23 protein-coding genes are annotated in these 23,230 nt (G+C 67.6%); 15 read left to right on the plus strand and 8 right to left on the minus strand.

Annotation, left to right across the window (positions count from 1 at the left end; translation table 11 throughout):
• Positions 1 to 185 precede the first annotated feature (185 nt).
• The gene (locus AU188_RS14280) at positions 186 to 887 is read right to left on the minus strand and encodes an IclR family transcriptional regulator (protein ID WP_059164364.1); all 702 of its coding nucleotides are present in this window, start codon (positions 885 to 887) and stop codon (positions 186 to 188) included.
• Positions 888 to 925: 38 nt separating this feature from the next.
• Here AU188_RS14280 and leuC point away from each other — a divergent pair, with 38 nt between their 5' ends.
• From leuC to AU188_RS14295, 3 genes are all read left to right on the plus strand, one after another.
• Positions 926 to 2,386 (plus strand): 3-isopropylmalate dehydratase large subunit, encoded by a 1,461-nt coding sequence (gene leuC / locus AU188_RS14285; protein WP_059164365.1) that lies wholly within the window; start codon positions 926 to 928, stop codon positions 2,384 to 2,386.
• Between the two features lie 11 nt (positions 2,387 to 2,397).
• Positions 2,398 to 2,991 (plus strand): 3-isopropylmalate dehydratase small subunit, encoded by a 594-nt coding sequence (gene leuD / locus AU188_RS14290; RefSeq protein ID WP_059164366.1) that lies wholly within the window; start codon positions 2,398 to 2,400, stop codon positions 2,989 to 2,991.
• A 192-nt stretch (positions 2,992 to 3,183) separates the two neighbouring features.
• Positions 3,184 to 3,813 (plus strand): HU family DNA-binding protein, encoded by a 630-nt coding sequence (locus AU188_RS14295; protein ID WP_059164367.1) that lies wholly within the window; start codon positions 3,184 to 3,186, stop codon positions 3,811 to 3,813.
• 131 nt (positions 3,814 to 3,944) lie between these two features.
• On the opposite strand, the gene mutT1 is transcribed toward AU188_RS14295, so the two are convergent.
• From mutT1 to cofC, 3 genes are all read right to left on the minus strand, one after another.
• Positions 3,945 to 4,868 carry an 8-oxo-(d)GTP phosphatase MutT1 gene (mutT1, locus tag AU188_RS14300; RefSeq protein WP_059164368.1) on the minus strand — a complete coding sequence of 308 codons (924 nt, stop codon included), beginning with the start codon at positions 4,866 to 4,868 and terminating at the stop codon, positions 3,945 to 3,947.
• A 68-nt stretch (positions 4,869 to 4,936) separates the two neighbouring features.
• Positions 4,937 to 7,081, minus strand: a complete 2,145-nt coding sequence (locus AU188_RS14305; RefSeq protein WP_286137516.1) for an RNA degradosome polyphosphate kinase — start codon at positions 7,079 to 7,081, stop codon at positions 4,937 to 4,939.
• Between the two features lie 98 nt (positions 7,082 to 7,179).
• On the minus strand, positions 7,180 to 7,824 hold the full coding sequence (gene cofC, locus AU188_RS14310; RefSeq protein ID WP_059164735.1) for a 2-phospho-L-lactate guanylyltransferase: 645 nt from the start codon (positions 7,822 to 7,824) through the stop codon (positions 7,180 to 7,182).
• Between cofC and AU188_RS14315 the strand changes: the two genes are divergently transcribed.
• The 3 genes from AU188_RS14315 (at position 7,823) to AU188_RS14325 (ending at position 11,161) form a co-directional block, all read left to right on the plus strand.
• The gene (locus tag AU188_RS14315; protein ID WP_156426695.1) at positions 7,823 to 8,866 is read left to right on the plus strand and encodes an NAD(P)H-dependent glycerol-3-phosphate dehydrogenase; all 1,044 of its coding nucleotides are present in this window, start codon (positions 7,823 to 7,825) and stop codon (positions 8,864 to 8,866) included. The two genes, cofC and AU188_RS14315, sit on opposite strands and share 2 nt — an antisense overlap.
• 3 nt (positions 8,867 to 8,869) lie before the next feature.
• The gene (locus tag AU188_RS14320; RefSeq protein WP_059164371.1) at positions 8,870 to 9,973 is read left to right on the plus strand and encodes a cystathionine gamma-lyase; all 1,104 of its coding nucleotides are present in this window, start codon (positions 8,870 to 8,872) and stop codon (positions 9,971 to 9,973) included.
• 63 nt (positions 9,974 to 10,036) lie between these two features.
• A complete protein-coding gene (locus AU188_RS14325) occupies positions 10,037 to 11,161 on the plus strand; it encodes a D-alanine--D-alanine ligase family protein (protein WP_059164372.1) in 1,125 nt (374 codons plus the stop codon).
• Between the two features lies 1 nt (position 11,162).
• On the opposite strand, the gene AU188_RS14330 is transcribed toward AU188_RS14325, so the two are convergent.
• Positions 11,163 to 11,729 carry a DUF3515 domain-containing protein gene (locus AU188_RS14330; protein ID WP_059164373.1) on the minus strand — a complete coding sequence of 189 codons (567 nt, stop codon included), beginning with the start codon at positions 11,727 to 11,729 and terminating at the stop codon, positions 11,163 to 11,165.
• A gap of 60 nt (positions 11,730 to 11,789) precedes the next feature.
• Between AU188_RS14330 and AU188_RS14335 the strand changes: the two genes are divergently transcribed.
• From AU188_RS14335 to AU188_RS14345, 3 genes are read left to right on the plus strand one after another with little or no spacing between them, the layout of a single operon-like run.
• Positions 11,790 to 12,749 carry a thiamine-phosphate kinase gene (locus AU188_RS14335; protein ID WP_059164736.1) on the plus strand — a complete coding sequence of 320 codons (960 nt, stop codon included), beginning with the start codon at positions 11,790 to 11,792 and terminating at the stop codon, positions 12,747 to 12,749.
• 37 nt (positions 12,750 to 12,786) lie between these two features.
• Positions 12,787 to 13,470 (plus strand): uracil-DNA glycosylase, encoded by a 684-nt coding sequence (locus AU188_RS14340; protein ID WP_059164374.1) that lies wholly within the window; start codon positions 12,787 to 12,789, stop codon positions 13,468 to 13,470.
• A gap of 28 nt (positions 13,471 to 13,498) precedes the next feature.
• Positions 13,499 to 13,858, plus strand: coding sequence for a hypothetical protein (locus AU188_RS14345; RefSeq protein WP_059164375.1), 360 nt, complete (start codon positions 13,499 to 13,501; stop codon positions 13,856 to 13,858).
• A 33-nt stretch (positions 13,859 to 13,891) separates the two neighbouring features.
• On the opposite strand, the gene rpmB is transcribed toward AU188_RS14345, so the two are convergent.
• Positions 13,892 to 14,086 (minus strand): 50S ribosomal protein L28, encoded by a 195-nt coding sequence (rpmB, locus tag AU188_RS14350; RefSeq protein WP_059164376.1) that lies wholly within the window; start codon positions 14,084 to 14,086, stop codon positions 13,892 to 13,894.
• A 263-nt stretch (positions 14,087 to 14,349) separates the two neighbouring features.
• Between rpmB and AU188_RS14355 the strand changes: the two genes are divergently transcribed.
• From AU188_RS14355 to AU188_RS14365, 3 genes are read left to right on the plus strand one after another with little or no spacing between them, the layout of a single operon-like run.
• The gene (locus AU188_RS14355) at positions 14,350 to 15,963 is read left to right on the plus strand and encodes a DAK2 domain-containing protein (RefSeq protein WP_059164377.1); all 1,614 of its coding nucleotides are present in this window, start codon (positions 14,350 to 14,352) and stop codon (positions 15,961 to 15,963) included.
• Between the two features lie 2 nt (positions 15,964 to 15,965).
• On the plus strand, positions 15,966 to 18,191 hold the full coding sequence (gene recG / locus AU188_RS14360; RefSeq protein WP_059164378.1) for an ATP-dependent DNA helicase RecG: 2,226 nt from the start codon (positions 15,966 to 15,968) through the stop codon (positions 18,189 to 18,191).
• Positions 18,188 to 18,895 (plus strand): HNH endonuclease family protein, encoded by a 708-nt coding sequence (locus AU188_RS14365; protein WP_059164379.1) that lies wholly within the window; start codon positions 18,188 to 18,190, stop codon positions 18,893 to 18,895. The genes recG and AU188_RS14365 overlap by 4 nt, the downstream gene beginning before the upstream one ends.
• Before the next feature lie 113 nt (positions 18,896 to 19,008).
• Here AU188_RS14365 and AU188_RS14370 read toward each other — a convergent pair whose 3' ends face one another.
• The gene (locus tag AU188_RS14370) at positions 19,009 to 19,860 is read right to left on the minus strand and encodes an aldo/keto reductase (protein ID WP_059164380.1); all 852 of its coding nucleotides are present in this window, start codon (positions 19,858 to 19,860) and stop codon (positions 19,009 to 19,011) included.
• 5 nt (positions 19,861 to 19,865) lie between these two features.
• Complete coding sequence (locus AU188_RS14375) at positions 19,866 to 20,696, minus strand: aldo/keto reductase (protein ID WP_059164381.1); 831 nt, start codon at positions 20,694 to 20,696, stop codon at positions 19,866 to 19,868.
• On the opposite strand from AU188_RS14375, the gene AU188_RS14380 reads away from it, so the two are divergent.
• Genes AU188_RS14380 through AU188_RS14390 form a run of 3 tightly spaced genes read left to right on the plus strand, consistent with a single transcriptional unit; the run spans position 20,695 to position 23,224 of the window.
• Positions 20,695 to 21,783, plus strand: a complete 1,089-nt coding sequence (locus AU188_RS14380; protein ID WP_059164382.1) for an alpha/beta hydrolase — start codon at positions 20,695 to 20,697, stop codon at positions 21,781 to 21,783. The genes AU188_RS14375 and AU188_RS14380 overlap by 2 nt on opposite strands.
• A gap of 35 nt (positions 21,784 to 21,818) precedes the next feature.
• Positions 21,819 to 22,595, plus strand: coding sequence for a DsbA family protein (locus AU188_RS14385; RefSeq protein ID WP_059164383.1), 777 nt, complete (start codon positions 21,819 to 21,821; stop codon positions 22,593 to 22,595).
• Entirely contained in the window at positions 22,592 to 23,224 is a 633-nt protein-coding gene (locus AU188_RS14390; RefSeq protein ID WP_059164384.1) for a vitamin K epoxide reductase family protein, read from the plus strand. The genes AU188_RS14385 and AU188_RS14390 overlap by 4 nt, the downstream gene beginning before the upstream one ends.
• Positions 23,225 to 23,230: the final 6 nt, after the last annotated feature.

Raw genomic sequence — 23,230 nt, forward strand, 5'->3', positions numbered from 1 at the left:
GCGGTGATGACCAGGCGAGCCTTCGACATCCACTGACCGTCACCACCGTCACGCTATTCCGATGTCTTGACACACCCCATTCCTATGTCCTGACGCACAACACCATCGGGGGTACATTTTGTGGGAATTCGGTGCCCTGGTGATTCGGTGAGCGACTGTTGGAGCACCGAAATCACGCATTACTTCTAGAGTCGGCGCGTCAACGCGTCCGCAGCCGCGAGCAGGTCGGCGGCCCATCGCGCACCCGGCCTGCGACCCATCCGGTCGATGGGGCCGGATACCGATACCGCGGCGACCACCGTGCCGCGACCGTCGCGCACCGGCGCCGAGATGCTCGCCACACCGGGTTCGCGTTCGGCGGCGCTCTGGGCCCAGCCGCGCTTGCGCACCTCCGCGAGCGTGCGATCGGTGAACTTCGCCGTCGGTAGCACGGCCTGCTGAGTGGCCTCGTCGGCGTACGCCAGCAGCACCTTTGCGCCCGAGCCCGCGGTCATCGGCAGCCGGCTGCCGACCGGCACGGTATCGCGCAGCCCGGCAGGCGGTTCCAGCGCGGCCACACAGATTCGTGAGGTCCCTTCCGGGCGGTAGAGCTGGACGCTCTCGCCGGTGATCTCGCGCAGCCGGGGCAGCACCACTGCGCCCGCGGCCACGAGCGGATCGTTGACCTGCCCGGCCAATTCGGTCACGGCCGGTCCGAGCCGCCATCGCCCATCGCCGTTGCGTGTGAGCAGGCGGTGAGTCTCCAGTCCCGCGGCCAGCCGGTGCGCCGTGGCGCGCGGCAGTCCGGTGCGTTCACACAGTTCTGCCAGCCCGCACGGGGACTCGGCCACCGCATGCAGTACGCCGACGGCTTTGTCCAACACGCCGATGCCGCTATCCTGTCTCATAAGGAGATACTAACGTCCCAGATTGTGAGATAGCCACGATGTCCACCGGTGTGTCCAACGCTCCTCGTGTGCCCGTCGACAAGCCCCGGACCATGGCCGAAAAGGTGTGGGCCGACCATGTCGTCGTCGAAGGGGCCGGTGATGGTGCAGCGCGGGAACCTGACCTGATCTACATCGACCTGCATCTCGTGCACGAGGTGACCAGCCCGCAGGCGTTCGACGGGCTGCGGTTGGCCGGGCGTCCGGTGCGCAGGCCGGATCTGACGATCGCCACCGAAGACCACAACGTGCCGACGGTCGACATCGACAAGCCGATCGCCGACCCGGTGTCGCGGACACAAGTGGAGACGCTGCGGCGCAACTGCGAAGAGTTCGGTATCCGGCTGCACCCCATGGGCGACGCCGAACAGGGCATCGTGCACATCATCGGACCGCAGCTCGGTCTCACGCAGCCCGGCATGACGGTCGTCTGCGGGGACAGCCACACCTCCACCCACGGCGCGTTCGGCGCGCTGGCGATGGGCATCGGCACTTCTGAGGTCGAGCATGTGCTCGCCACACAGACGCTGCCGTTGCGTCCGTTCCGAACCATGGCGGTCAACGTCGACGGCGAATTACCCGACGGGGTCAGCGCGAAGGACATCATCCTCGCGGTGATCGCCAAGATCGGCACCGGCGGCGGCCAGGGGCATGTCATCGAATACCGCGGCAGCGCCATCGAATCGCTGTCGATGGAAGGTCGCATGACGATCTGCAACATGAGCATCGAGGCCGGTGCGCGGGCCGGAATGGTGGCGCCCGACGACACCACTTTCGAATTCCTGCGCGGACGCCCGCACGCGCCGCAAGGTGCGCAGTGGGACGAGGCGGTCGCCGCATGGCGCGGGCTGCGCACCGACGACGGCGCGGAATTCGACACCGAGGTCTACATCGACGCCTCGACATTGAGTCCCTTCGTCACCTGGGGAACCAACCCCGGGCAAGGGGTGCCGTTGTCCGCTTCGGTGCCCGACCCCGAACTGATGCTCGACGACGGCGAACGCCAAGCGGCCGAAAAGGCGTTGACCTACATGGACCTTCGGCCCGGAACGGCGATGCGTGACATCGCCGTCGACACCGTGTTCGTCGGCTCGTGCACCAACGGCCGGATCGAAGACCTGCGGGTCGTCGCCGACGTGCTGCGTGGGCGCAAGGTTGCCGACGGCGTGCGCATGCTGGTCGTGCCGGGATCCATGCGCGTGCGCGCGCAGGCCGAATCCGAAGGCCTCGGCGAGGTCTTCGACGCGGCCGGCGCGGAGTGGCGCCAGGCGGGCTGCTCGATGTGCTTGGGCATGAACCCCGATCAGTTGTCGCCGGGCCAACGCTGCGCGTCGACCTCCAACCGAAATTTCGAGGGCAGGCAAGGTAAGGGCGGCCGTACGCATCTGGTGTCGCCCGCGGTCGCAGCCGCCACCGCGGTCCGCGGAACGCTGTCCTCGCCCGCAGACCTGACCGATTAGAAGGAGAAGCGATGGAGGCTTTCCACACCCACACCGGGATAGGCGTCCCACTGCGTCGGTCGAATGTCGACACCGACCAGATCATCCCGGCGGTCTATCTGAAACGAGTCACGCGAACGGGTTTCGAGGACGGCTTGTTCGCCGCCTGGCGTAACGACCCGTCCTTCGTTTTGAACCTGCCGCCGTTCGACAAGGGATCGGTGTTGGTCGCCGGCCCCGATTTCGGCACCGGTTCGTCGCGCGAGCATGCCGTGTGGGCACTCATGGATTACGGGTTCCGGGTCGTCATCTCGTCACGCTTCGCCGACATTTTTCGGGGCAATGCAGGCAAGGCCGGGCTGCTGGCGGCAGAAATCTCGCAAGATGATGTCGAAATTTTATGGAAGCTCATCGAGCAGCAGCCTGGCCTGGAAATCACTGTGAATCTTCAAGATCGGAACATCACCGCTGGAACGGTCATGGTGCCGTTCAGAATTGACGACTACACGGCCTGGCGACTTCTCGAGGGACTCGACGATATAGGGCTTACGCTGCGGAAATGCGAAGAGATCGAGGCGTACGAAGCAGCCAGGCCGGGCTGGAAGCCGCGCACTCTGCCCGGCTGAAAACGCCATCGGCAAATCGAAATCTCCGCCCCTGAACCCGGTTCTTCGGGGGCCTCTCAGGAGGCCAAGGGGGGCAAGAAAGTTCGCTAGCTTCGCCTGAAACTGCGCGTGGCTCTTGGAAATCAATGGGGAATGGGTTTACCGTGTCCTCTAGTCGGTCCAAAGAGGGCCACTGGTTTCCGGAGGTTATGCATGAACAAAGCAGAGCTCATCGACGTACTCACGGAGAAAATGGGCTCGGATCGTCGGTCGGCAACCGCCGCGGTGGAGAACGTCGTTGACACCATCGTGCGTGCGGTTCACAAGGGTGACAGTGTCACCATTACCGGCTTCGGCGTTTTCGAACAGCGCCGCCGCGCAGCACGCGTCGCGCGTAACCCGCGCACCGGCGAGACCGTGAGGGTCAAGCCCACCTCCGTGCCGGCATTCCGACCCGGCGCACAGTTCAAAGCCGTTGTCTCTGGGGCGCAGCGCCTCCCGGCGGAAGGACCAGCAGTGAAGAGAGGCGTTACGGCGGGAAGCGCCCGCAAGGCCGCGAAGAAGGCTCCGGCCAAGAAGAGCGCGGCGAAGAAGGCACCGGCCAAGAAGGCGGCGACCAAACGGACAGCGGCCAAGAAGACCGCGGCCAAGAAGTCGCCCGCCAAGAAGGCCGCGACCAAACGGACGACGGCCAAGAAGACCGCGGCCAAGAAGTCGCCCGCCAAGAAGTCCACCGCGAAGAAGGCACCGGCCAAGAAGGCCGCGACCAAGCGGACGGCTGCCAAGAAGACCGCGAAGAAGGCGCCGGCCCGCAAGGCGCCGGCGAAGCGCGGCCGCAAGTAGTTCCACACCGGAGGCGCCGTGGGTCATCGCGACCCACGGCGCCTTTGGGCGCGTTTTGGCTTAAAACATCTTCGGCTCAATCATTTCGGGCGTGTTGCGGCCCGAAGTTGGATTCATCGCCCCGGGTGGTCTCACTTTCGCGCCAACGGGCTGCCGATGTGGTCCGCCGCCACCAACCGTCCGTCGTACAGCGACATCACCCATGTGCTGCCTTTGCGGTTGCGGGACTTGTCGGGCCGTACACCGTCACGCTCGCACCACCACTCGACCAGATCGGGGATCACCTTGCCCTGAGTGCAGATCACCGGTGTGCCCGCGGTGTCGGCGATCTCGAGGAAACGATGCCGGGCCGCCTTGCGGTTCTCGGCGTAGGCTTCCTCGGTCAGCAGTTCATCGCTGTGGATCGTGGCGCCGAGTTCGTCGGCCAACGGTTCCAGCGTCGACACGCAGCGCACCCTGTCGGCTGCGTACAGATGGTCAGCGCCGAATGCGAGCAGCACTCCCACCAGCGACTCCGCCTGCGCGCGGCCGTTCTTGTCCAACGGCCGTTTGCGGTCGTCACCTTTGAAGCGTGACTTGCTGCCGGCCGTCGCGTGGCGCACGATGAGCACCGTCTTGGTGTCGACGGGGTGTTTCATGAAGCGGCGCAAGACCTTTCGGTCGTGTGGATAGTCCAGTTGCTTGATCGCCGCGGGAACGGGCAGCCACTTGAGCTCGTCGACTTCGTCGTTCGGGCGGAAATCGCCGTGGACCTGGCGCGCCGCCCAGTAGCGCACCTTCTTCTTGCCCTGCTCGACGGAATAGCTCACCGATGCCAGCCGGCGACCGAGTTGTGCGGTGTATCCGGTCTCCTCGCACACCTCGCGAATCGCGGTGACGGGTTCGGTCTCGCCGGGATCGACTTTGCCTTTCGGCAGCGACCAGTCGTCGTAGCGGGGGCGGTGGATGAGGGCGATCTCCGGCGCATCGGGATTTCCGTTGGGCCGCCACAACACGGCCCCGGCGGCGAGGATGGTCTTCGCCGCAGCGTCGCTCTCGGATGTGTCCTTCGGCACCTCAGCTCCTGCAGATCATTCCGGATGTCACCGGTCCGCCGCGACGGACGCCGGGTGAATCGTGGCGGTCACGGTTGCCGGTGGCGGTGCATCAACGACACCTGATGGTCGCGAACGGTCTGGCCCTCCTGCGGTGACGCCGTCCACTTACCGTCCATGCCCAGCTCCCAACACCGGGTCGCCGGGTCCATCGCCGACTCGAAGACGTCGTGCAGTTGTGTTTTCAGCCTCGGATCCTTCACTTCGGCCATCACCTCGACCCGCCGGTCGAGATTACGATGCATCATGTCCGCGCTGCCGATCCAGAACTCGTCGATGGCGCGGAAGTGAATGATTCGTGAGTGTTCGAGGAACCGGCCGAGAATCGAGCGGACCACGATGTTGTCGGAGTATCCCTCCGCCTGGGGGCGCAGCGCGCAGATGCCCCGCACCACCACCTCTACGCGCACACCGGCCTGCGAGGCTCGGTACAGCGCATCGATGACCTGCTCATCCACCAATGCGTTGGCCTTCAGCCTGATCCGACCCTCGGCGCCGTCGCGGGTGGCGGCGATCTCTCGTTCGATACGTTCGATGATGCCCCTGCGGACACCCTGTGGTGCCACCAACAGGTTGCGGTAGGAATCCTTGCGCGAGTAGCCCGTCAACGAGTTGAACAGGTCGGTGAGGTCCGCACCGATGTCGGGCGCGGCCGTCAACAGGCCGATGTCTTCGTACAACCGTGCGGTTTTCGGGTTGTAGTTGCCGGTACCGATATGGCAGTAGCGGCGGATCAACGAGCCCTCCCGACGGACCACCAGACACGTCTTGCAGTGGGTCTTGAGGCCGATGAGCCCGTACACCACGTGCACACCCGCGCGCTCCAGCGCACGGGCCCACTTGATGTTGGCCTGCTCGTCGAAGCGGGCCTTGATCTCGACGAGCGCGACCACCTGCTTACCCGCGGCGGCAGCGTCGATGAGCGCGTTGACGATTGGCGAGTCACCCGATGTGCGGTAGAGCGTCTGTTTGATCGCCAGCACGTTGGGATCGGCGGCGGCCTGCTCGATGAACCGTTGCACCGTGGTGGAGAACGAGTCGTACGGGTGGTGAACGAGCACATCCCCGTCGCGCAACGTGGAGAAGATGCTCTTCGGCGTCTCGCGTTCGCCGAACGCCGGCGGGGTGGCGGGCACGAACGGTCGGTCCTTGAGCGCCGGTCGATCGAGATCGTAGATCTGCCACAGCGAGGACAGGTCGAGGAGGCCGGGAACCTCGATGACGTCGCCCGGCGCGACATCGAGCTCGCGCAGCAGCAACTCGAGCATGCTCTCGGTCATGTCATCGGAGACTTCCAACCGGACGGGAGAACCGAACCGGCGGCGAGCCAATTCGCGTTCGAGCGCCTGCAGCAGGTCTTCGTCGCGGTCCTCTTCCACCTCGAAATCCGCATTGCGCGTGATGCGGAACGCATGGTGCTCGACGATCTCCAGGCCGGGGAAGAGAACGGGCAGGAACGCCGCGATGAATTCCTCCATCGGCAGGAACCGCACGATCTGCGAATCACCTTCGCGGGGCGAGAGTTCGACGAAGCGGTCGACGTTGTCGGGCACCTTGATCCGGGCGAAGTGCTGACCGCCGTCGTCGGGATGCTTGACGGTGATCGCCAGGTTCAGGCTCAGCCCGCTGACGAACGGAAACGGGTGCGCCGGATCCACCGCGAGCGGAGTCAGCACGGGAAACACCTGCTCGTGGAAGTAGGTGGACAGCCGCGCGCGTTCGGGTTCGTCGAGTTCGGCCCACGTGACGATCACGATGCCCTCGTCGGCCAGCGCAGGCCGTACCGAGTCGAGGAACACATGAGCGTGCCGGTCGGCGAGGTGCTGGGTGCGTTCGTTGATGCGACGTAATTGCTCACGTGGCGAGAGCCCGTCGGCGGAGCGTACCGACAGCCCCATCTCGTCGCGCCGCTTCAACCCCGCGACCCGGACCATATAGAACTCGTCGAGATTGGACGCGAAGATCGCAAGGAACTTGGCCCGCTCCAGCAGCGGCAGCGACGGGTCGGCGGCGAGCGCCAACACCCGGGCGTTGAAATCCAGCCAACTCAGTTCACGGTTGAGATAGCGGTCTTCGGGAAGCTCGTTCTCGATCGCGGGCGAGGTGGCCGCGGGCGGTGCCTCGGGCGCCGAATCACCTGAGTCCGGCATGACGGGCCGTACGGTCGCGGCCATCGACTCGTTGTCGCTACCACGAACCTGGGTCTCGGCTTCCGTCATGCCTCAGATGATTCCCTATACATCGGTGATCGTGCCACCGCCGGCGCATCCGCTCACCCCGGCGCACCGATGGCCGCCGCCGTCGCCGCACCGACTCCGAGACGGCGCGCGACCAGCAGGTCGTCGGGTGTGTCGATGTCACAGCGCAGTCCCGGCCACGCGCCGGTCAACTCGATGGCGCCGGAACGGCGATGGCGCCGAGTGGAGTCTGCGCCGAACTGTGGGTTCAGGGCGACGCCGAACGAGAACAGGGCCGATGTGCCGGTGCCGTGCCGGTCGCCGACGAAGCTGCGCCGGTGTTCACGGGCGGCCGCCACGGCCGCGGCCAACTCGTGTGGCTGCAGCGCAGGCAAATCGCCCTGCAGCACAACGACATTGGGGGTTTCGCGACGCACCTCGGCTTCGGCGGCGGAGATCGCGTTGTTGAGCGGGTCGGGATGGCCCTCGGGCGTCGGGTCGATGAGCACCCTGGCCCCGAGCCGGCCGGCGGCCTCGGCAGCGGTGTGGTCGGGCGTGACAACGGTGATGGCATGCAACGCCGGGACCGCCGAGGCGGCCGTGATCGTGTCGATCAGCATCGCCAGCACCACCTTCTCCCGACTGGGTGCTGGAAAGACCGGGGCCAGCCGGGTCTTGGCGGCGGCGAGTCGTTTCACCGCGATCACCAACCCGATGTCGCCTTCCGGTGACCCGCTCATGTGCGTCATCCTGCCAGCACGCCGACCCGGGTTAGGCTTAGGCGTGGTCGAGGCAGCGGTGTTGGGCGCCGGTGCGTGGGGGAGCGCACTGGCCAAGGTCCTTGCCGATGCGGGCAGCGAGGTGAGGCTCTGGGCCCGCCGGCCCGAGTTGGCCGACGAGATCAACGACACCCATCGCAACTCGTCGTATCTCGGGGATGCGGACTTGCCGAAGACCATCAAAGCCACCAGCGATGCGGCCGAAGCGCTGGACGGAGCCTGCACGGTGCTGCTCGCGGTGCCCGCCCAGACATTGCGGGGCAATCTCGAGCGCTGGGCGGGTCTGATCGGCGATGACGTCACCATGGTCAGTGTCGCCAAGGGCATCGAACTCGACACCCTGATGAGGATGAGCCAGGTGATCGTCCAGGTCACCGGCGCCGACCCGGCGCGGGTCGCCGTGGTGACCGGCCCCAATCTCGCGAGCGAGATCGTCGAGGAACAACCGGCGGCCACCGTTGTCGCCTGCAGCGACTCCGGGCGGGCGGTCGCCCTGCAGAGGGCGCTCTCGACGGCGTACTTCCGGCCCTACACCAACGCCGACGTCATCGGCGCCGAGGTGGGCGGCGCATGCAAGAACGTCATCGCGCTGGCGAGCGGCATGGCGGCGGGCGTGGGGCTGGGGGAGAACACCGCGGCCGCCATCATCACACGCGGGTTGGCCGAAATCATGCGGCTCGGAATTGCATTGGGCGCCAAGCCCGCCACACTCGCCGGGCTGGCCGGGGTCGGCGATTTGATCGCCACGTGTACCTCAGCGCATTCCCGCAACCGCAGCTTCGGTGAGCGGCTCGGCCGAGGCGGGACGATGGAGTCGGCGATGCTCGCGACCGGCGGTCATGTCGCCGAAGGTGTCGCATCGTGTGAGTCCGTGCTCGCCTTGGCCAACAGCTATGACGTCGAGATGCCGCTCACCGACGCTGTTTTCCGGGTGTGCCACAAGGGGTTGTCGGTCGATGAGGCCGTCGCGCTGTTGCTCGGACGCACCACCAAACCGGAGTAGTCGGTGGACGGTCAGTACGGCGAATCCACTCGCAGCGTCAAAGCAGTTGCCTCAGAAGCGATTCCAGGACAACCCGTGGGACCGTCGCCGGTTCCGGCGTCCGCCTTCCACCTGTCGTCCGAGCAGGACGACCCGCTGGACACCTACGGTCGCAGTTCGAATCCGACATGGCGCCAGCTGGAATCGGCGCTGGCCCAACTCGAGGGCGCCGCGGCGGCGTTGGCGTTCGGATCGGGGATGGCTGCCATCTCGTCGGTCTTGCGGGTACTGGCCAAGCCGGGCAGCAGGCTCGTCGTACCCGCGGACGGTTATCACCAGGTGCGACGGTACGCTTCGGAATACCTTGCCGCGCAGGGTGTGACCATCATTACAGCGGCCACCCGCGACATGGGTTCCGCCTCGGCGGAGGCAGACGTGGTGCTGGCCGAGAGCCCGGCCAATCCGGGGTTGGACGTGGTGGATCTGCACCAGTTGGCGATGCAGTGCCGTCGCCGGGGCGCCATCCTCATCGTCGACAACACCACCGCCACTCCGCTGGGCCAGCAGCCGCTTTCGCTGGGCGCCGATGTCGTCGTGGCCAGCGCGACCAAGGCGCTGCCGGGCCACAGCGACCTGCTGGCCGGTTATGTCGCGAGCAGCCACTCCGAGCTGATGACCGCGGTGGCGAATGAACGGCTGCTGTCGGGCGCCATCCTCGGGGCGTTCGAGGCGTGGTTGCTGTTGCGCAGCCTCGGCACCGCGGGGCTTCGATTCGAACGCCAGTGCCACAACGCGGCCGCCCTCGCCGTGACGCTGCACGCGCACCCCGCCGTACGGGCGGTGCGCTATCCCGGCCTGCCCGACGACCCGTCGCATCGCATCGCGTGTGCGCAGATGAAGAGGTTCGGCGGTCTGGTCGCCGTCGAGCTGGCCGACGCGGAGGCCGTGCACGCCCTCGTCGAGCGCAGCGCGCTGCTGATCGCGTCGACGAGTTTCGGCGGTATCCACACATCGGTGGACCGCCGCGCGCGCTGGGGCGACCAGGTCAACGACGGTTTCGCCCGTATCTCGCTCGGAATCGAGGACACCGACGACCTGATCGCCGACATCGAGCAGGCACTGGGCTGAAAAGGCGACCCGCCCGAAACCGGGACGACTCGCGGCCGGGCCGGACGGTAGCGTCTCTAGGTTGTGACTGCCCGCCATGACTCCGGCTCGGGGCGCGTCCGGGTCGCCGTCGTCTACGGCGGACGCAGCTCCGAACACGCGATCTCCTGCGTCTCCGCAGGCAGCATCCTGCGCAACCTCGATCCGGAGCGGTTCGACGTCGTCGCGGTCGGCATCACTCCCGAGGGTGCTTGGATACTGACCAACGCCCAGCCCGACACCCTCGCGATCGACAATGGCCGGCTGCCGCAGGTGACCGCCGCGTCGGGCACCGAGCTGGCGCTGGCCGCCGACCCGCGGCGGCGTGGCCAGTTACTCTCGCTCGGTCAGGGCCCGGGTGAGCTGCTCGCCGCGGTCGACGTGGTGTTCCCCGTGCTGCACGGCCCGTACGGCGAGGACGGCACCATCCAGGGGTTGCTCGAGCTCGCCGGCGTGCCGTATGTCGGGGCCGGGGTGCTGGCCAGCGCTGCGGCCATGGACAAGGAGTTCACCAAGAAGCTGCTGGCCGCCGCCGGGTTGCCGATCGGAGACCAGGAGGTGCTGCGGCCCGGCCGGGACACGCTGAGCGTGGAGGCACGCGAGCGCCTCGGCCTGCCCGTTTTTGTCAAGCCCGCGCGCGGCGGATCGTCGATCGGGGTCAGTCGGGTCACGGCATGGGATCAGCTGCCGCTGGCCGTCGAGGCGGCCCGCCGCCACGACCCGAAGGTGATCGTCGAAGCCGCGGTGCCGGGCCGTGAACTGGAATGCGGAGTGCTCGAGTTTCCCGACGGCCGCGTGGAGGCGAGCACGGTCGGCGAGGTCCGCGTCGCCGGCGTGCGCGGGCGCGAGGACGGCTTCTACGACTTCGCGACGAAGTACCTCGAAGACGCCGCCGAACTCGACGTGCCCGCCAAGGTCGATGACGACGTCGCCGACGCGGTGCGCCGGCTGGCGATTCAAGCTTTCGATGCGATCGACTGCCAGGGTCTGGCCCGCGTCGACTTCTTCCTCACCGAGGACGGGCCGGTGATCAACGAAGTGAACACCATGCCGGGGTTCACCACGATCTCGATGTATCCGCGGATGTGGGCGGCCAGCGGCGTGGACTATCCGACCCTGTTGGCCACCATGGTGGACACCGCGCTCAAGCGAGGTACCGGCCTGCGCTGAATCAACGCACCGGGGCCGGATCAACCGGCTTGGCGGGCAACGTCTTTTCGATGACGGCGGAAAGCTGCTGGATCGCCGTCGGGCCCGCGCCCTGCGGAAGGGTCAACGCCACGTACACGCCGCGGTCGACGGCGTACCACGTGCTGCGTTGCTGCTCGGCGCTCAGATCTTCGGCGCCCGCTTCACCGACCCGGAACCACTGCACGTCGTCCACGCCCTGCAGTGGCGCCCCCACAACGAATTCGGCGGGTCGGTCCAGTCCGCAACGCAGGATGATCGGCTCACCTCCGCCGTCGGAGCGCCACGCCGCCGCGCCGGGTGGTGCGGGGTCGGCCAGTGCCGCGCGGGAGGCGTCGCCGAGTTTGTCCGGCAATGCGGCGCTCAGTTCGGAGCATTCGGCGCTCGAGGCCTGTGGTGCGGGCACCGCCGCCACCGGAACGGGTTGCTGCTGCACCGGATCCTGCCGCAGCACCGCGACCACCAGGACCGCCACAACAGCCGCGACCGCCACCACGGTCGCCGCGATCAGCAGCGCCCGCGGCGGGCCGTCACCGCTTTCGGATTGCACGGCTCAACTCTAAAGACGCATAGACTCCAGGCCACGGTGCGGCCGCGACGGGAGATGAACATGGCGACCGACGATGCGGCTGAAACCCTGGCGCAGGTGGGTGAGTTCGCGGTGATCCAGCGGCTGGTCGCGGGTCGCCGGCAGCCGGGCGCCGTCGCGTTGGGACCCGGTGACGACGCGGCGGTGTTGTTCGCGCGCGACGGGAGGACGGTGGTGTCCACCGACATGCTGGTAGCCGGCCGCCACTTTCGGCTGGATTGGTCGACGCCGCACGATGTCGGACGCAAGTCGATCGCGCAGAACGCCGCCGACATCGAGGCGATGGGGGCGCGTGCGAGCGCGTTCGTCGTCGCGTTCGGCGCGCCTCCGGACACGCCGGCGGCGCAGGCGCTGCAGCTGGCCGACGGCATGTGGCAGGAGGCCGAGTCGATCGGCGCGGGTATCGCTGGCGGAGACCTGGTCAGCGCGCCGCAATGGGTGATCTCGGTGACGGTGCTCGGCGACCTGGACGGCCGAGAGCCGGTGCGTCGCAGCGGGGCGAAGCCAGGCGACACCGTGGCGCTGGTCGGCGACGTCGGTCGTTCGGTCGCGGGATTCAATCTGTGGCGCAACGGTATTGAGCGGTTCGAGGATCTGCGTCGGCGTCACGTCGCCCCTGAGCCGCCGTACGGACAGGGCCGCGTCGCCGCCGACGGGGGCGCCACCGCGATGACCGACGTGTCCGACGGGTTGTTGGCCGATCTCGGCCACATCGCCGAGGCGTCCGGCGTCGGGATGGACCTGTCGACGGCCGCGTTGTCCGCTGACCTGGCTGCGCTCGCCGATGCCGCCGATGAGCTCGACGCCGATCCGTGGGCCTGGGTGTTGGGCGGTGGCGAGGACCATGCGTTGGTTGCGACGTTCAGCGGTCCGCCACCCGATGGCTGGCGGGTGATCGGGCAGGTGCTCGACGGCCCGCATCGGGTCCTCGTCGACGGCGCGGTGTGGAAGGGCAATCCGGGCTGGCAGTCGTTCCACTAGCTAGGGTGCCAATCGTGACGCTGATCCAGGGACTCACGTGACCGCGCGGCCGCTGCACGAGCTCGTCGACGACGGCTGGGCCAAGGCCCTGGCGCCGGTGGCCGACCAGGTCGCGCAGATCGGGGAATTCCTGCGCGCCGAACTCGCCGCGGGCCACGCGTATCTGCCGGCTGGTCGAAACGTGTTGCGCGCGTTCACGTTCCCGATGGACGACGTGCGGGTGTTGATCGTCGGCCAGGACCCTTACCCGACGCCCGGTCACGCCGTCGGCCTCAGCTTCTCGGTGGCGCCCGACGTGCGACCGCTGCCGCGCAGTCTGGAGAACATCTTCCGGGAGTACACCAGTGACCTGGAATACCCGGCGCCGACCACCGGTGACCTGACACCGTGGGCCGAGCGCGGGGTGATGCTGTTGAACAGGGTGCTCACGGTCCGACCGGGCAGTCCGGCGTCGCACCGGGGTAAGGGCTGGGAAGCCGTCACCGAGTGCGCCATCCGCGCGCTGGTCGCACGCAAGCAGCCGTTGGTCGCGGTGCTGTGGGGCCGTGATGCCTCGACGTTGAAACCGATGCTCGACGGCGCCGACTGCGTCGCGATCGAGTCGCCGCACCCGTCGCCGCTGTCGGCGACGCGCGGCTTCTTCGGCTCGCGGCCGTTCAGCCGGGCCAACGAACTGCTCGAGAAGTTGGGCGCCGACCCGGTCGACTGGCGCCTTCCCTAACGCTGATCTGGGCACCGAGCGGCGCCCGATGAGTGACGGCTATCCGACGCCCGGGATCGGCGGCGGTGACGGAATCGGCGGGGGAGAGGGGATCGCGGGCGGCGACGGGATGTCGGGCACGGGGATCTCGATTGTGCCGTCACCTTCGGTGGTGGTGGCCGGCGGCGGCGGGTATGGGGTGGTGGTCTCGGGCGGCACGACGGTTTCCGTCTCGACAGTCACAGTTGTGGTCGGCGAAGTCGTCGTGGTGGTCGTCGTGGTGGTGGTCTCCTCGCCGGAGGTGTCATCACCACCGCAGGCGGCCAACAGCGAGGCCACCGCCAAGCCGGGCGCCAGAGCGGTCAGAGTGGATCTTGCAGCTGCGCGTGAGGTCATGGACCAGGTCTAACCAGACCCTGTGGAGGCTAAACCGGGCTGCGGGTCAGCCGCGCGCGACCTTTCCGGCCTTGATGCACGACGTGCACACGTTCATCCGCTGCTTGTTGCCGCCGGGGCGGGTCACGGCGCGCACGGTCTGGATGTTGGGATTCCACCGACGGCTGGTCCGGCGATGGGAGTGCGAGACCGACTTGCCGAAGCCGGGGCCCTTCCCGCAGATATCGCACACGGCAGCCATATGCTCCAACTCCTGTCGATCAGTACGTGGGGGTCCGGGCCGCTGCGCCGCGACCGGCGCGGCTGACCCGACAACCTGACCAGGATACCGGCCGCCGCAGTGATCGCCAAAACGCTGTCCCCATCCCGCGCGCGGGCGCTCAGAAGCCCGTCCACCGGCGCGAACGTCATCACGGCATCGTGGGCGGCACTGTCGGGTCCAGTGGTTAGGCTGACCCGCACGGCGTGGGCGTGGAGGACGCCACATTCTGTTGGAGGTTAAGCATGTCGGCTCGACTGCTCGATGCCTCCACCCTGCGGGAATGGGCGCACACCGCGGTCGGTGACCTGATCACCCACGCCGAGGAGATCAACCGGCTCAACGTGTTCCCCGTGGCGGACGCCGACACCGGTACGAACATGCTGTTCACCATGCGTTCGGCGTGGGCGCAGGCCGACGCGCTGACCGGCGCCGAAGACGTCCCCGAGGTGGCCGCGGCGCTGGCTCGCGGGGCCCTGAACGGGGCGCGCGGCAATTCCGGCGTGATCCTGTCCCAGATCCTGCGCGCGTTGGCCGAGCTCACCGCCGAAGCGCCGACCGTCGACGGAACGCTGTTCGCCGCGGTGCTGCGCCACGCCGTGGACCTGGTGGTCGAGTCCATGGGCCGCGCCGTACCGGGCACCATCGTGACCGTGCTTCAGGACGCGGCCGACGGCGCCGGGCACGCCGTGGCCGACGGCGTTCCACTCGCCGATGTGGTGTTCACCGCGGCCGACGCGGCGGCGCGGTCGCTGGACAAGACCACCGGCCAGCTCGACGTGCTGGCCCGGGCCGGCGTGGTGGACGCCGGCGGTCGTGGGCTGCTGGTCCTGCTCGACGCGATGAGCAAGACGCTGACGGGGCACGCGCCGCACAGAGCGGAGTACGTGCCGGCGCCGCCGCGCACCGATGCGGCCACGGCCCACGTCGTCGCTGCCCCGCAGTTCGAGGTGATGTACCTACTCAGTGGGTGTGACGCGGCCGGGGTGGAGCGACTGCGCGGCGAACTGGACGCGCTGGGCGACTCGGTGGCGATCGCCGCTTCGTCGGGCGGCGCGGGGCAGTACTCGGTACACGTGCATGCCGACGACGCCGGCGCGGCGGTCGAGGCGGCCTTCGCGGTGGGCACTCCCAGCCGCATCCAGGTCACTGCGCTCACTGGCACCGCGGCGGCGCGTCCGACGGCCGGGTGGTCTCGCGGTCGGGTCGTGCTGGCGGTCGTCGACGGGGCCGGTGCCGAGCAGTTGTTCGCGGCCGAGGGCGCACAGGTGCTGCGGATCGAGCGCGATACGCCGGTCAGCGCCAAGCAACTGCTGCACGCACTGGTCAACGCCGACGCCGGACAGGCGATGATCCTGCCGAACGGATATGTCGCCGCCGAGGAACTCGTCGCCGGGTGCACGGCCGCGATGGGGTGGGGCATCGACGTGGTGCCGGTGCCCGCCGCTTCGATGGTGCAAGGGCTGGCGGCGCTGGCGGTTCACGACGCCGAGCGCCAGGCCGTCGACGACGGATACACGATGGCCAGGGCGGCCGCCGGGGCCCGGCACGGGTCGGTGCGGGTGGCCACGGAGGAAGCGCTCACCTGGGCCGGCATGTGCAAACCCGGCGACGGCCTCGGTATCTCGGGCGATGAGGTGCTGATCGTCGGTGATGACCTGGCCGCGGCCGGTGCGGGCCTGATCGACCTGCTGCTCGCCGCCGGCGGGGAACTGGTCACGGTGCTCACCGGAGCCGGAGTGGACGACAGTGTCGCTGCGGCGCTGCAGGACCACGTCCACCAGCGGCACCTCGGCGCGGAGCTGGTCACGTATCACACCGGCCACCGCGGCGACGCGCTGCTGATCGGGGTGGAGTAGCCGTGGCCACGCTGACCGACCGCCTCGACTACGTGCTCGGCAGGAAGGCGGCCGATCCGCTCGAGGAGCACTTCGGCATCCGCACGGTGAACGATCTGCTGCGCCACTACCCCCGCAAGTACAGCGACGAGATGACGACCGTCAACGACGACGAGAATCTCGAGGAAGGCGTTCACGTCACCTTCGTCGACGTCATCACGAAAGCCGAACTGAAGCGGACGAATCGAGAGCCTCGGCGTGAGTACCTCGTGGTCACCCTCGGCCGCCGCAAGCCGAAGGTGACCGCGACGTTCTTCAACGTCAAGTACCTCAAGAAGCAGTTGGTCGCGGGAGCGAAGGTGATGCTGTCCGGGGAGGTCGGCTACTTCAAGGGCACCATGCAGCTGACCCATCCGGCCTTCCTCGTCCTGCACGACAGTGGCGCCATGAAGGGGTCGAAGTCACTCAAGGCCATCGCCGAGGCATCCGGCGCGACCGGCGACGAATTGCTGGCGGCCTTCGAACGGGACTTCTTTCCGATCTACCCGGCCTGCAAAAAGGTGCAGACCTGGGAGATCTACGCCTGCGTACGTCAGGTGCTCGACGTGTTGGACCCGATTCCCGAACCGCTGCCGGAATCTTTTCTGCGACAACACGATCTGATCACAGAAGACCGGGCGCTCCGAGCGATCCACACTGCCGAGAGATCCGCCGAGCGCGATGCTGCGGTCGCGCGCCTGACCTACGACGAAGCCATCGGTCTGCAATGGGCCCTGGCCGATCGACGCCACGGCGAACTCAGTGAATCCGGTCCGGTCGCGGTCCGCCGCGACGGCGGACTCGTCGACGCCCTGCACAACCGGTTGCCGTTCGAATTGACCGATGGCCAAAGGGAAGTGCTCGACGTCATCTCGTCGGAGTTGGCGTCCACCCGGCCGATGAACCGAATGCTGCAGGGCGAGGTAGGTTCGGGTAAGACGATCGTCGCCGTGCTCGCGATGTTGCAGATGGTCGATGCCGGCTATCAATGCGCGCTGCTGGCGCCGACGGAAGTCCTTGCGGCCCAACATGCGCGGTCGATCCGCGACGTGCTTGGCCCGCTGGGGATGGGCGGGCAACTCGGCGGCGTGGACGGTGCCACTCGCGTTGTGCTGCTCACGGGATCGATGACGGCCCAACAGAAACGTGCGGTGCGCGACGAGGTCGCAGGCGGCGATGCGGGCATCGTGATCGGAACCCATGCGCTGTTGCAGGATGCGGTCGAGTTCCACCGCCTCGGCATGGTGGTCGTCGACGAGCAGCACCGGTTCGGTGTCGAGCAGCGAGACCGGTTGCGCGCCAAGGCTCCCGAAGGTGCGACACCGCATCTGCTGGTGATGACCGCCACGCCGATACCGCGCACCGTAGCGCTCACCTACTACGGCGATCTGGAGACCTCGACGCTGCGTGAGCTGCCGAGAGGGCGCCAGCCGATCACGACGAACACCGTCTTCGCCACCCAGAGGCCCGCATGGCTCGACCGTGCGTGGACCCGCATCGCCGAGGAGGTCAACTCCGGGCGCCAGGCGTACGTGGTCGCGTCGCGCATCGACGAGAACGACAAGGCCAAAGACGAGGACGACGAGGAGCAGCGGGGCCGCCCGCCGCCGATCACGGTCGTCGAACTCTTCGACCGGCTGAGCAGCAGCGGCCCCCTGTCCGGTCTTCGGCTCGGGCTCATGCACGGCAGGCTGCCCTCCGACGAGAAGGACGCGGTGATGGCGGCGTTCCGCTCGGGTGAGATTGACGTGCTGGTGTGCACCACAGTCATCGAGGTCGGCGTCGATGTGCCCAATGCGACCGTGATGGTCGTGATGGACGCCGACCGCTTCGGCATCAGCCAGCTGCACCAGCTGCGCGGACGGATCGGTCGCGGACAGCATTCCAGCCTGTGCCTACTCGTCACGAAGCTGCCGGAAGGTTCGAAGGCCGGTGCCCGGTTGAACGCCGTCGCATCGACGTTGGACGGCTTCAAGCTCGCCGACCTGGACCTCTACGAGCGCCAGGAAGGAGATGTGTTGGGACTCAACCAGTCCGGGCGGGCGATCACGCTGCGGTTCCTGTCGCTGCTCGAGCACCTCGACATCATCCTGGCGGCCCGGGACTTCTGCGCGGCGCTCTATGAGCAGGATCCCGCCAACCCGGGCATGGCTTCACTGGCCGCACCGTTCGTCGACACCGACCGCGTCGAGTTCTTGGACAAGTCTTGAACCGCAAGAAGCTACTGTGGTTGACCGCGATCGTTGCGCTCGCTGTGGTCGTTGCCGCGCAGGCCGTGATGTCGGCGGCGGACCGGACGCATTTCATCGCGCGTGCCGACATTCCGACCGTCGCGCCCGGCGCCGACGTTCTCGCGGGTGTGCCCGTCATACCGATGCGCATCCGCGGATACGACTACCACAGAGCCGCTTTCGGGGACAGCTGGACCGACGACAACTCCGCTCCCGGCGGGTACAACGGCTGCGACACCCGCAACGACATTCTCAACCGCGACCTGGACGACAAGACGTTCGTGCCGATCAAACGGTGCCCCGACGCGGTGGCCACCGGCACGCTGCACGACCCGTACACCAACGCCGTTGTCGCCTTCACTCGCGGTGAGAAGACGGGCGCCGCAGTGCAGATCGATCACATCGTTCCGCTCGCGCTTGCCTGGGATCTCGGTGCGCGGCACTGGCCCGACGATCTGCGTATCCGGTTTGCGAACGATCCCGCCAACCTGCTGGCGGTGGCCGGAGCGGCCAACCAGGACAAAGGCGATTCCGAACCGGCCGACTGGATGCCGCCCAACGCGGCGTTCCACTGTCAGTACGCGATGCAGTTCATCGAAGTGCTGCGCGGGTATGGGCTGCCGGTCGACATGCCGTCGGCCACGGTGCTGCGCCAGGCCGCGGCAACCTGCCCCACCGGCTGACTCTTTCCCGCGAACAGACGCAAAGCCGCTTTTCGAGGCCTTTTCAGGACACTTTGCGTCTGCTCGCGCAGGTTCTCGCGCAGGTTCTCGCGGTGGTTTTCGCGCAGGAAAAACTAGGTGCCGGTGTAGGTTTCCGGGTCCGGACGGAATCGGGTGCCCTCATCGAGGCCATTGAGCGCGGCCATCTGATCCTCGTCGAGTTCGAAGTCGAACACCTCGAGATTCGAGGCGATCCGCTCCGGTGACGACGAGCGGGCGATGACCACGTTGCCCAGTTGCAGGCTCCACCGGATCAGCACCTGCGCCGGGGTCTTGCCGTGCGACTGCGCGACCGAGGTGACGGCCTCGTGGTCGAGCAACCGGCCGACGCCCAACGGCCCGTAGGCCTCGGTGACGATCCCGTAGCCCGCGTTGACCTCGCGCAGCTCCGCCTGGTTCAGCAGCGGGTGAAGTTCGATCTGGTTGATCGCCGGGGTGAAGAACGACAAATCGATGATGTTCGACAGATGTTCGGCGTGGAAGTTGCAGACGCCGATCGACTTCGTGTCGCCGACCTCCTTGCGCTTCATCAGCCCGCCCCAGCTGTCGACGTACTTACCGTGCTCGCCGGCCGGCCAGTGGATCAGGTAGAGATCGACGTAGTCGAGCCCCAGCCGGCCGAGGCTCGCCTTGAGCGCATCCTGGGACGACTGAAAACCGAGGTCCGGGGTGGCCAGCTTGGTGGTGACGAAGACCTCTTCGCGCGGCACACCGGACGCCTTGATTGCCCGCCCGACCGCTTCCTCGTTGCCGTACGCGGCCGCCGTGTCGATCAGCCGGTAGCCCGCCGCCAACGCCGCCAGCACCGCCTTCTCGGTCTCGGTGTCCGACAGTTCGCCGACGCCAAGGCCGAGCACCGGCATCGTGTTGTCGTCGTTGAGGGTGACGGTCGGAATCGCGCCGGCGTTGCCCTGCGGTTGGGTCATCTCACCTATCCTGTGAACTCGAATGTTCGCGGATCGGGACCCAACCGAGTGCCGTCGCCGAGCGCGGAGATGGACGCCATGTCCTGCTCGCTCAGCTCGAAATCGAACACGTCGAAGTTGCTCACGATTCTCTCGGGGGTCACCGACTTCGGGATGACTATATTGCCGAGCTGCATATGCCACCTAATCAACACCTGTGCCGGCGTCTTACCATGCGCCCCGGCGACCGAGCCGACGGCGTCGTTCGACAGCAGTGACCCCTGTCCGAGCGGACTCCACGCTTCGGTGGCGATGCCCAGCTGCGCGTGCACCTCCCGAAGCTCCTCCTGCTGGAGCAGCGGGTGAAGTTCGATCTGGTTGACGGCGGGGACGATCCCGGTCGCGTCGACCAGCGCCCGCAGGTGCTCGGGCTCGAAGTTGCTCACCCCGATCGACCGGATGCGGCCCTGCTCACGCAGGTGTGCGAAGGCCTTGAAGGTTTCGACGAACGCGCCGTTGGCCGGCATCGGCCAGTGGATGAGGTAGAGGTCGAGGTAGTCGAGCTGCAAACGCTCCATGCTCTTGTCGAACGCGGTCAGCGTGCTGTCGTAGCCGTGGTCGGCGTTCCACAGTTTCGTGGTGATGAAAACGTCCTCGCGAGGCAGCCCCGATTTCTTGACGGCCTGGCCGACCTCGCGTTCGTTGCCGTACGCGGCGGCGGTGTCGATGTGCCGGTAGCCGGCGTCGAGGGCGGTTGCGGCTGCCCGTTCGGTGTCCTGCGCCGGGGTCTGCCAAACGCCGAGTCCGACCTGAGGTATCGAATTACCGTCATTCAACGTGATCGATGGAGAAGCCATGACTGAAAGTCTGCCAGCCGTAGGTTCCCGGAGCCCGAGCCGCCGGGAGGCCGTCGTCAACGCCGCGGCCGGTGTCACCATGCGCGCACTTCCGCACATCCCGCACGCGGTCAAACGCATACTGCTCGGCGGCCGCACGGTCACCATCGACGGCAACACGCTCGACACCACACTTGCGCTGATGCTCGCCGGGCAGAAGCTCGCCGGCCTCGACGGACTGGTCAACGCCGACGAGGTCGGTGCGGCCCGGGACCAACTGGAGGTGCTGGCCGCCAGCTTCAAGCAGAGCATCCCCGTCGCCGCGGTGAGCAACATCTCGATCCCAGGACCTGCCGGACCCGTCCGGGCGCGTCACTACCGACCGATCGAGGGCCACGGTCCTCTGCTGGTCTTCTTCCATGGCGGCGGCCAGGTCATCGGAAGCATCGACACCCACGACGACCTGTGCCGCGAGATCTGCCGACGCGGCGGTATGCATGTGCTCTCGGTCGACTATCGCCTGGCGCCCGAGCATCCGGCGCCCGCGGGCACCGACGACGCGTACGCCGCGTTCCGGTGGGCGCACGACCACGCCGCCGAACTGGGTGTCGACCCGGACCGCATCGCCGTCGGTGGCGACAGCGCGGGCGGAAACCAGGCGGCGCTCGTCGCGCACCGCGCCCGCGCCGGCGGCCCGCTGCCGGCCGTGCAGTTGCTCCTGTACCCGGTCACCGACTACAGCGCCGAGACGCGGTCGCAGACGCTGTTCGCGAACGGCTACTTCCTGACCAGGGACGACCTCGGATGGTTCCGAGACAGGTACCTCAGCGGGGGAATCGCCGCCGACGACCCGCGGGTGTCGCCACTGCTGGCCGACGACTTGTCCGGGCTGCCGCCTGCGCTGGTGGTCACCGCCGGGTTCGACCCGCTGCGCGACGAGGGCAGGCAGTACGCGGAAGCGATGCGGGCCGCGGGCGTACCGGTCGACCACCGCGAGTTCGGTTCGTTGGTCCACGGATTCGCCAACTTCTTCCCGTTCGGCGGCGACAGCACCACCGCCGTCGCCGAAGTGATCTCCGCGCTGCGGGCTCATCTGGCCCGCGACTGACAGGCCGTCGGAGCAGCGCCGGTACTCTTACCCCCGTGGCCTCGAAACCGAAGAAGACCCCGCGCTACGACCTGAAGGCAGCCGATCGCAAGCGCAATCTGGCGGTGCAGATCGGCCTGACCGCCGTCGTCGTGGTCTTCGCCGTCGCGCTGGTGGTGTACATCGTGATGACCAAGGGCGACAAACCCGGCGAAGGTGAAGTCAGGGCGGTCCACGTGGCGTCGAGCAACGTGATCACCAAGGAGGGCACCTCCGAGCCCAAAGCCGTGCTGTCGCTCTACGAGGACTTCCTGTGCCCCGCGTGCGGCAACTTCGAAAAGCAGTTCGGGCCCACGATCAACAAGCTCATCGACAGCGGTGCCGTCGCCGCCGACTACTACATGGTCTCCATCCTCGACCGTGCGGGGCAGGGCTACTCGACACGCGCGGCCAACGCGGCGTACTGCGTGGCCGACGCGGACAAGGAAGCCTTCCGGCGTTTCCATGCCGCGCTGTTCGCCCAGCAGCCGCCCGAGGGCGTCGGCCCGTTCCCCGACAACGCCCGGCTCATCGAAATCGCCCGGCAAGCGGGTGTGACCGGCGAGGTTCCCGAGTGCATCAACAGCGGCCGCTACGAGAAGATGGTCAAGGGCCTTGCCAAAGCCGCCGGCGTCAACTCGACGCCGACGATCCGCATCAACGGCGAGGACTACTCGCCGTCCACCCCTGACGCGTTGATCGCCGAGATCGAGAAGATCGTCGGCGAGGTGCCCGCGCTGGACGCCGGGGCCCCGCCGCCGAACCCCGATCCGACACCGCAGCCCGCGCCGTGACGGTCGCCGCGCCCGGCGCCGTCTCGCCGACCGAGCCCGCGGCTGAGGAGCCGACGGGCCTGCCGGTGGGGCGCCCGAGCGCGGTCTGGATCCTGATCGCGGGTGTGCTGGGGCTCGTCGCGGCGGTCCTGTTGACCGTCGAGAAGATCGAGCTACTGATCGACCCGGAGTACGTTCCCTCCTGCAGTTTCAACCCGGTGCTGTCCTGCGGTTCGGTGATGATCACGCCGCAGGCCTCGGTGTTCGGCTTCCCCAACTCGCTGATCGGCATCGTCTCGTTCACGATCGTCGTGGTGACCGGCGTGCTGGCGCTGGCGCGCGTCGAGCTGCCGCGCTGGTATTGGGCCGGCCTGGCCACCGGCACGCTGCTGGGCGCCGCGTTCGTGCACTGGCTGATCTTCCAAAGTCTGTACCGCATCGGCGCGTTGTGCCCGTACTGCATGGTGGTGTGGGCGGTGACGATCCCGCTGCTGGTCGTGGTCGCCGCCATCGCTCTGCAGCCTCAGCGGGGCAACGCGGTCGCGCGTGGATTGCACACCTGGCGGTGGTCGCTGGTGGCGTTGTGGTTCACCGGCCTGCTGCTGTTGATCCTCGTGCGCTTCTGGAGCTACTGGTCCACGCTGGTCTAGGGTCAG

Source organism: Mycobacterium sp. IS-3022 (genome assembly GCF_001500065.1).
GTDB lineage: Bacteria > Actinomycetota > Actinomycetes > Mycobacteriales > Mycobacteriaceae > Mycobacterium.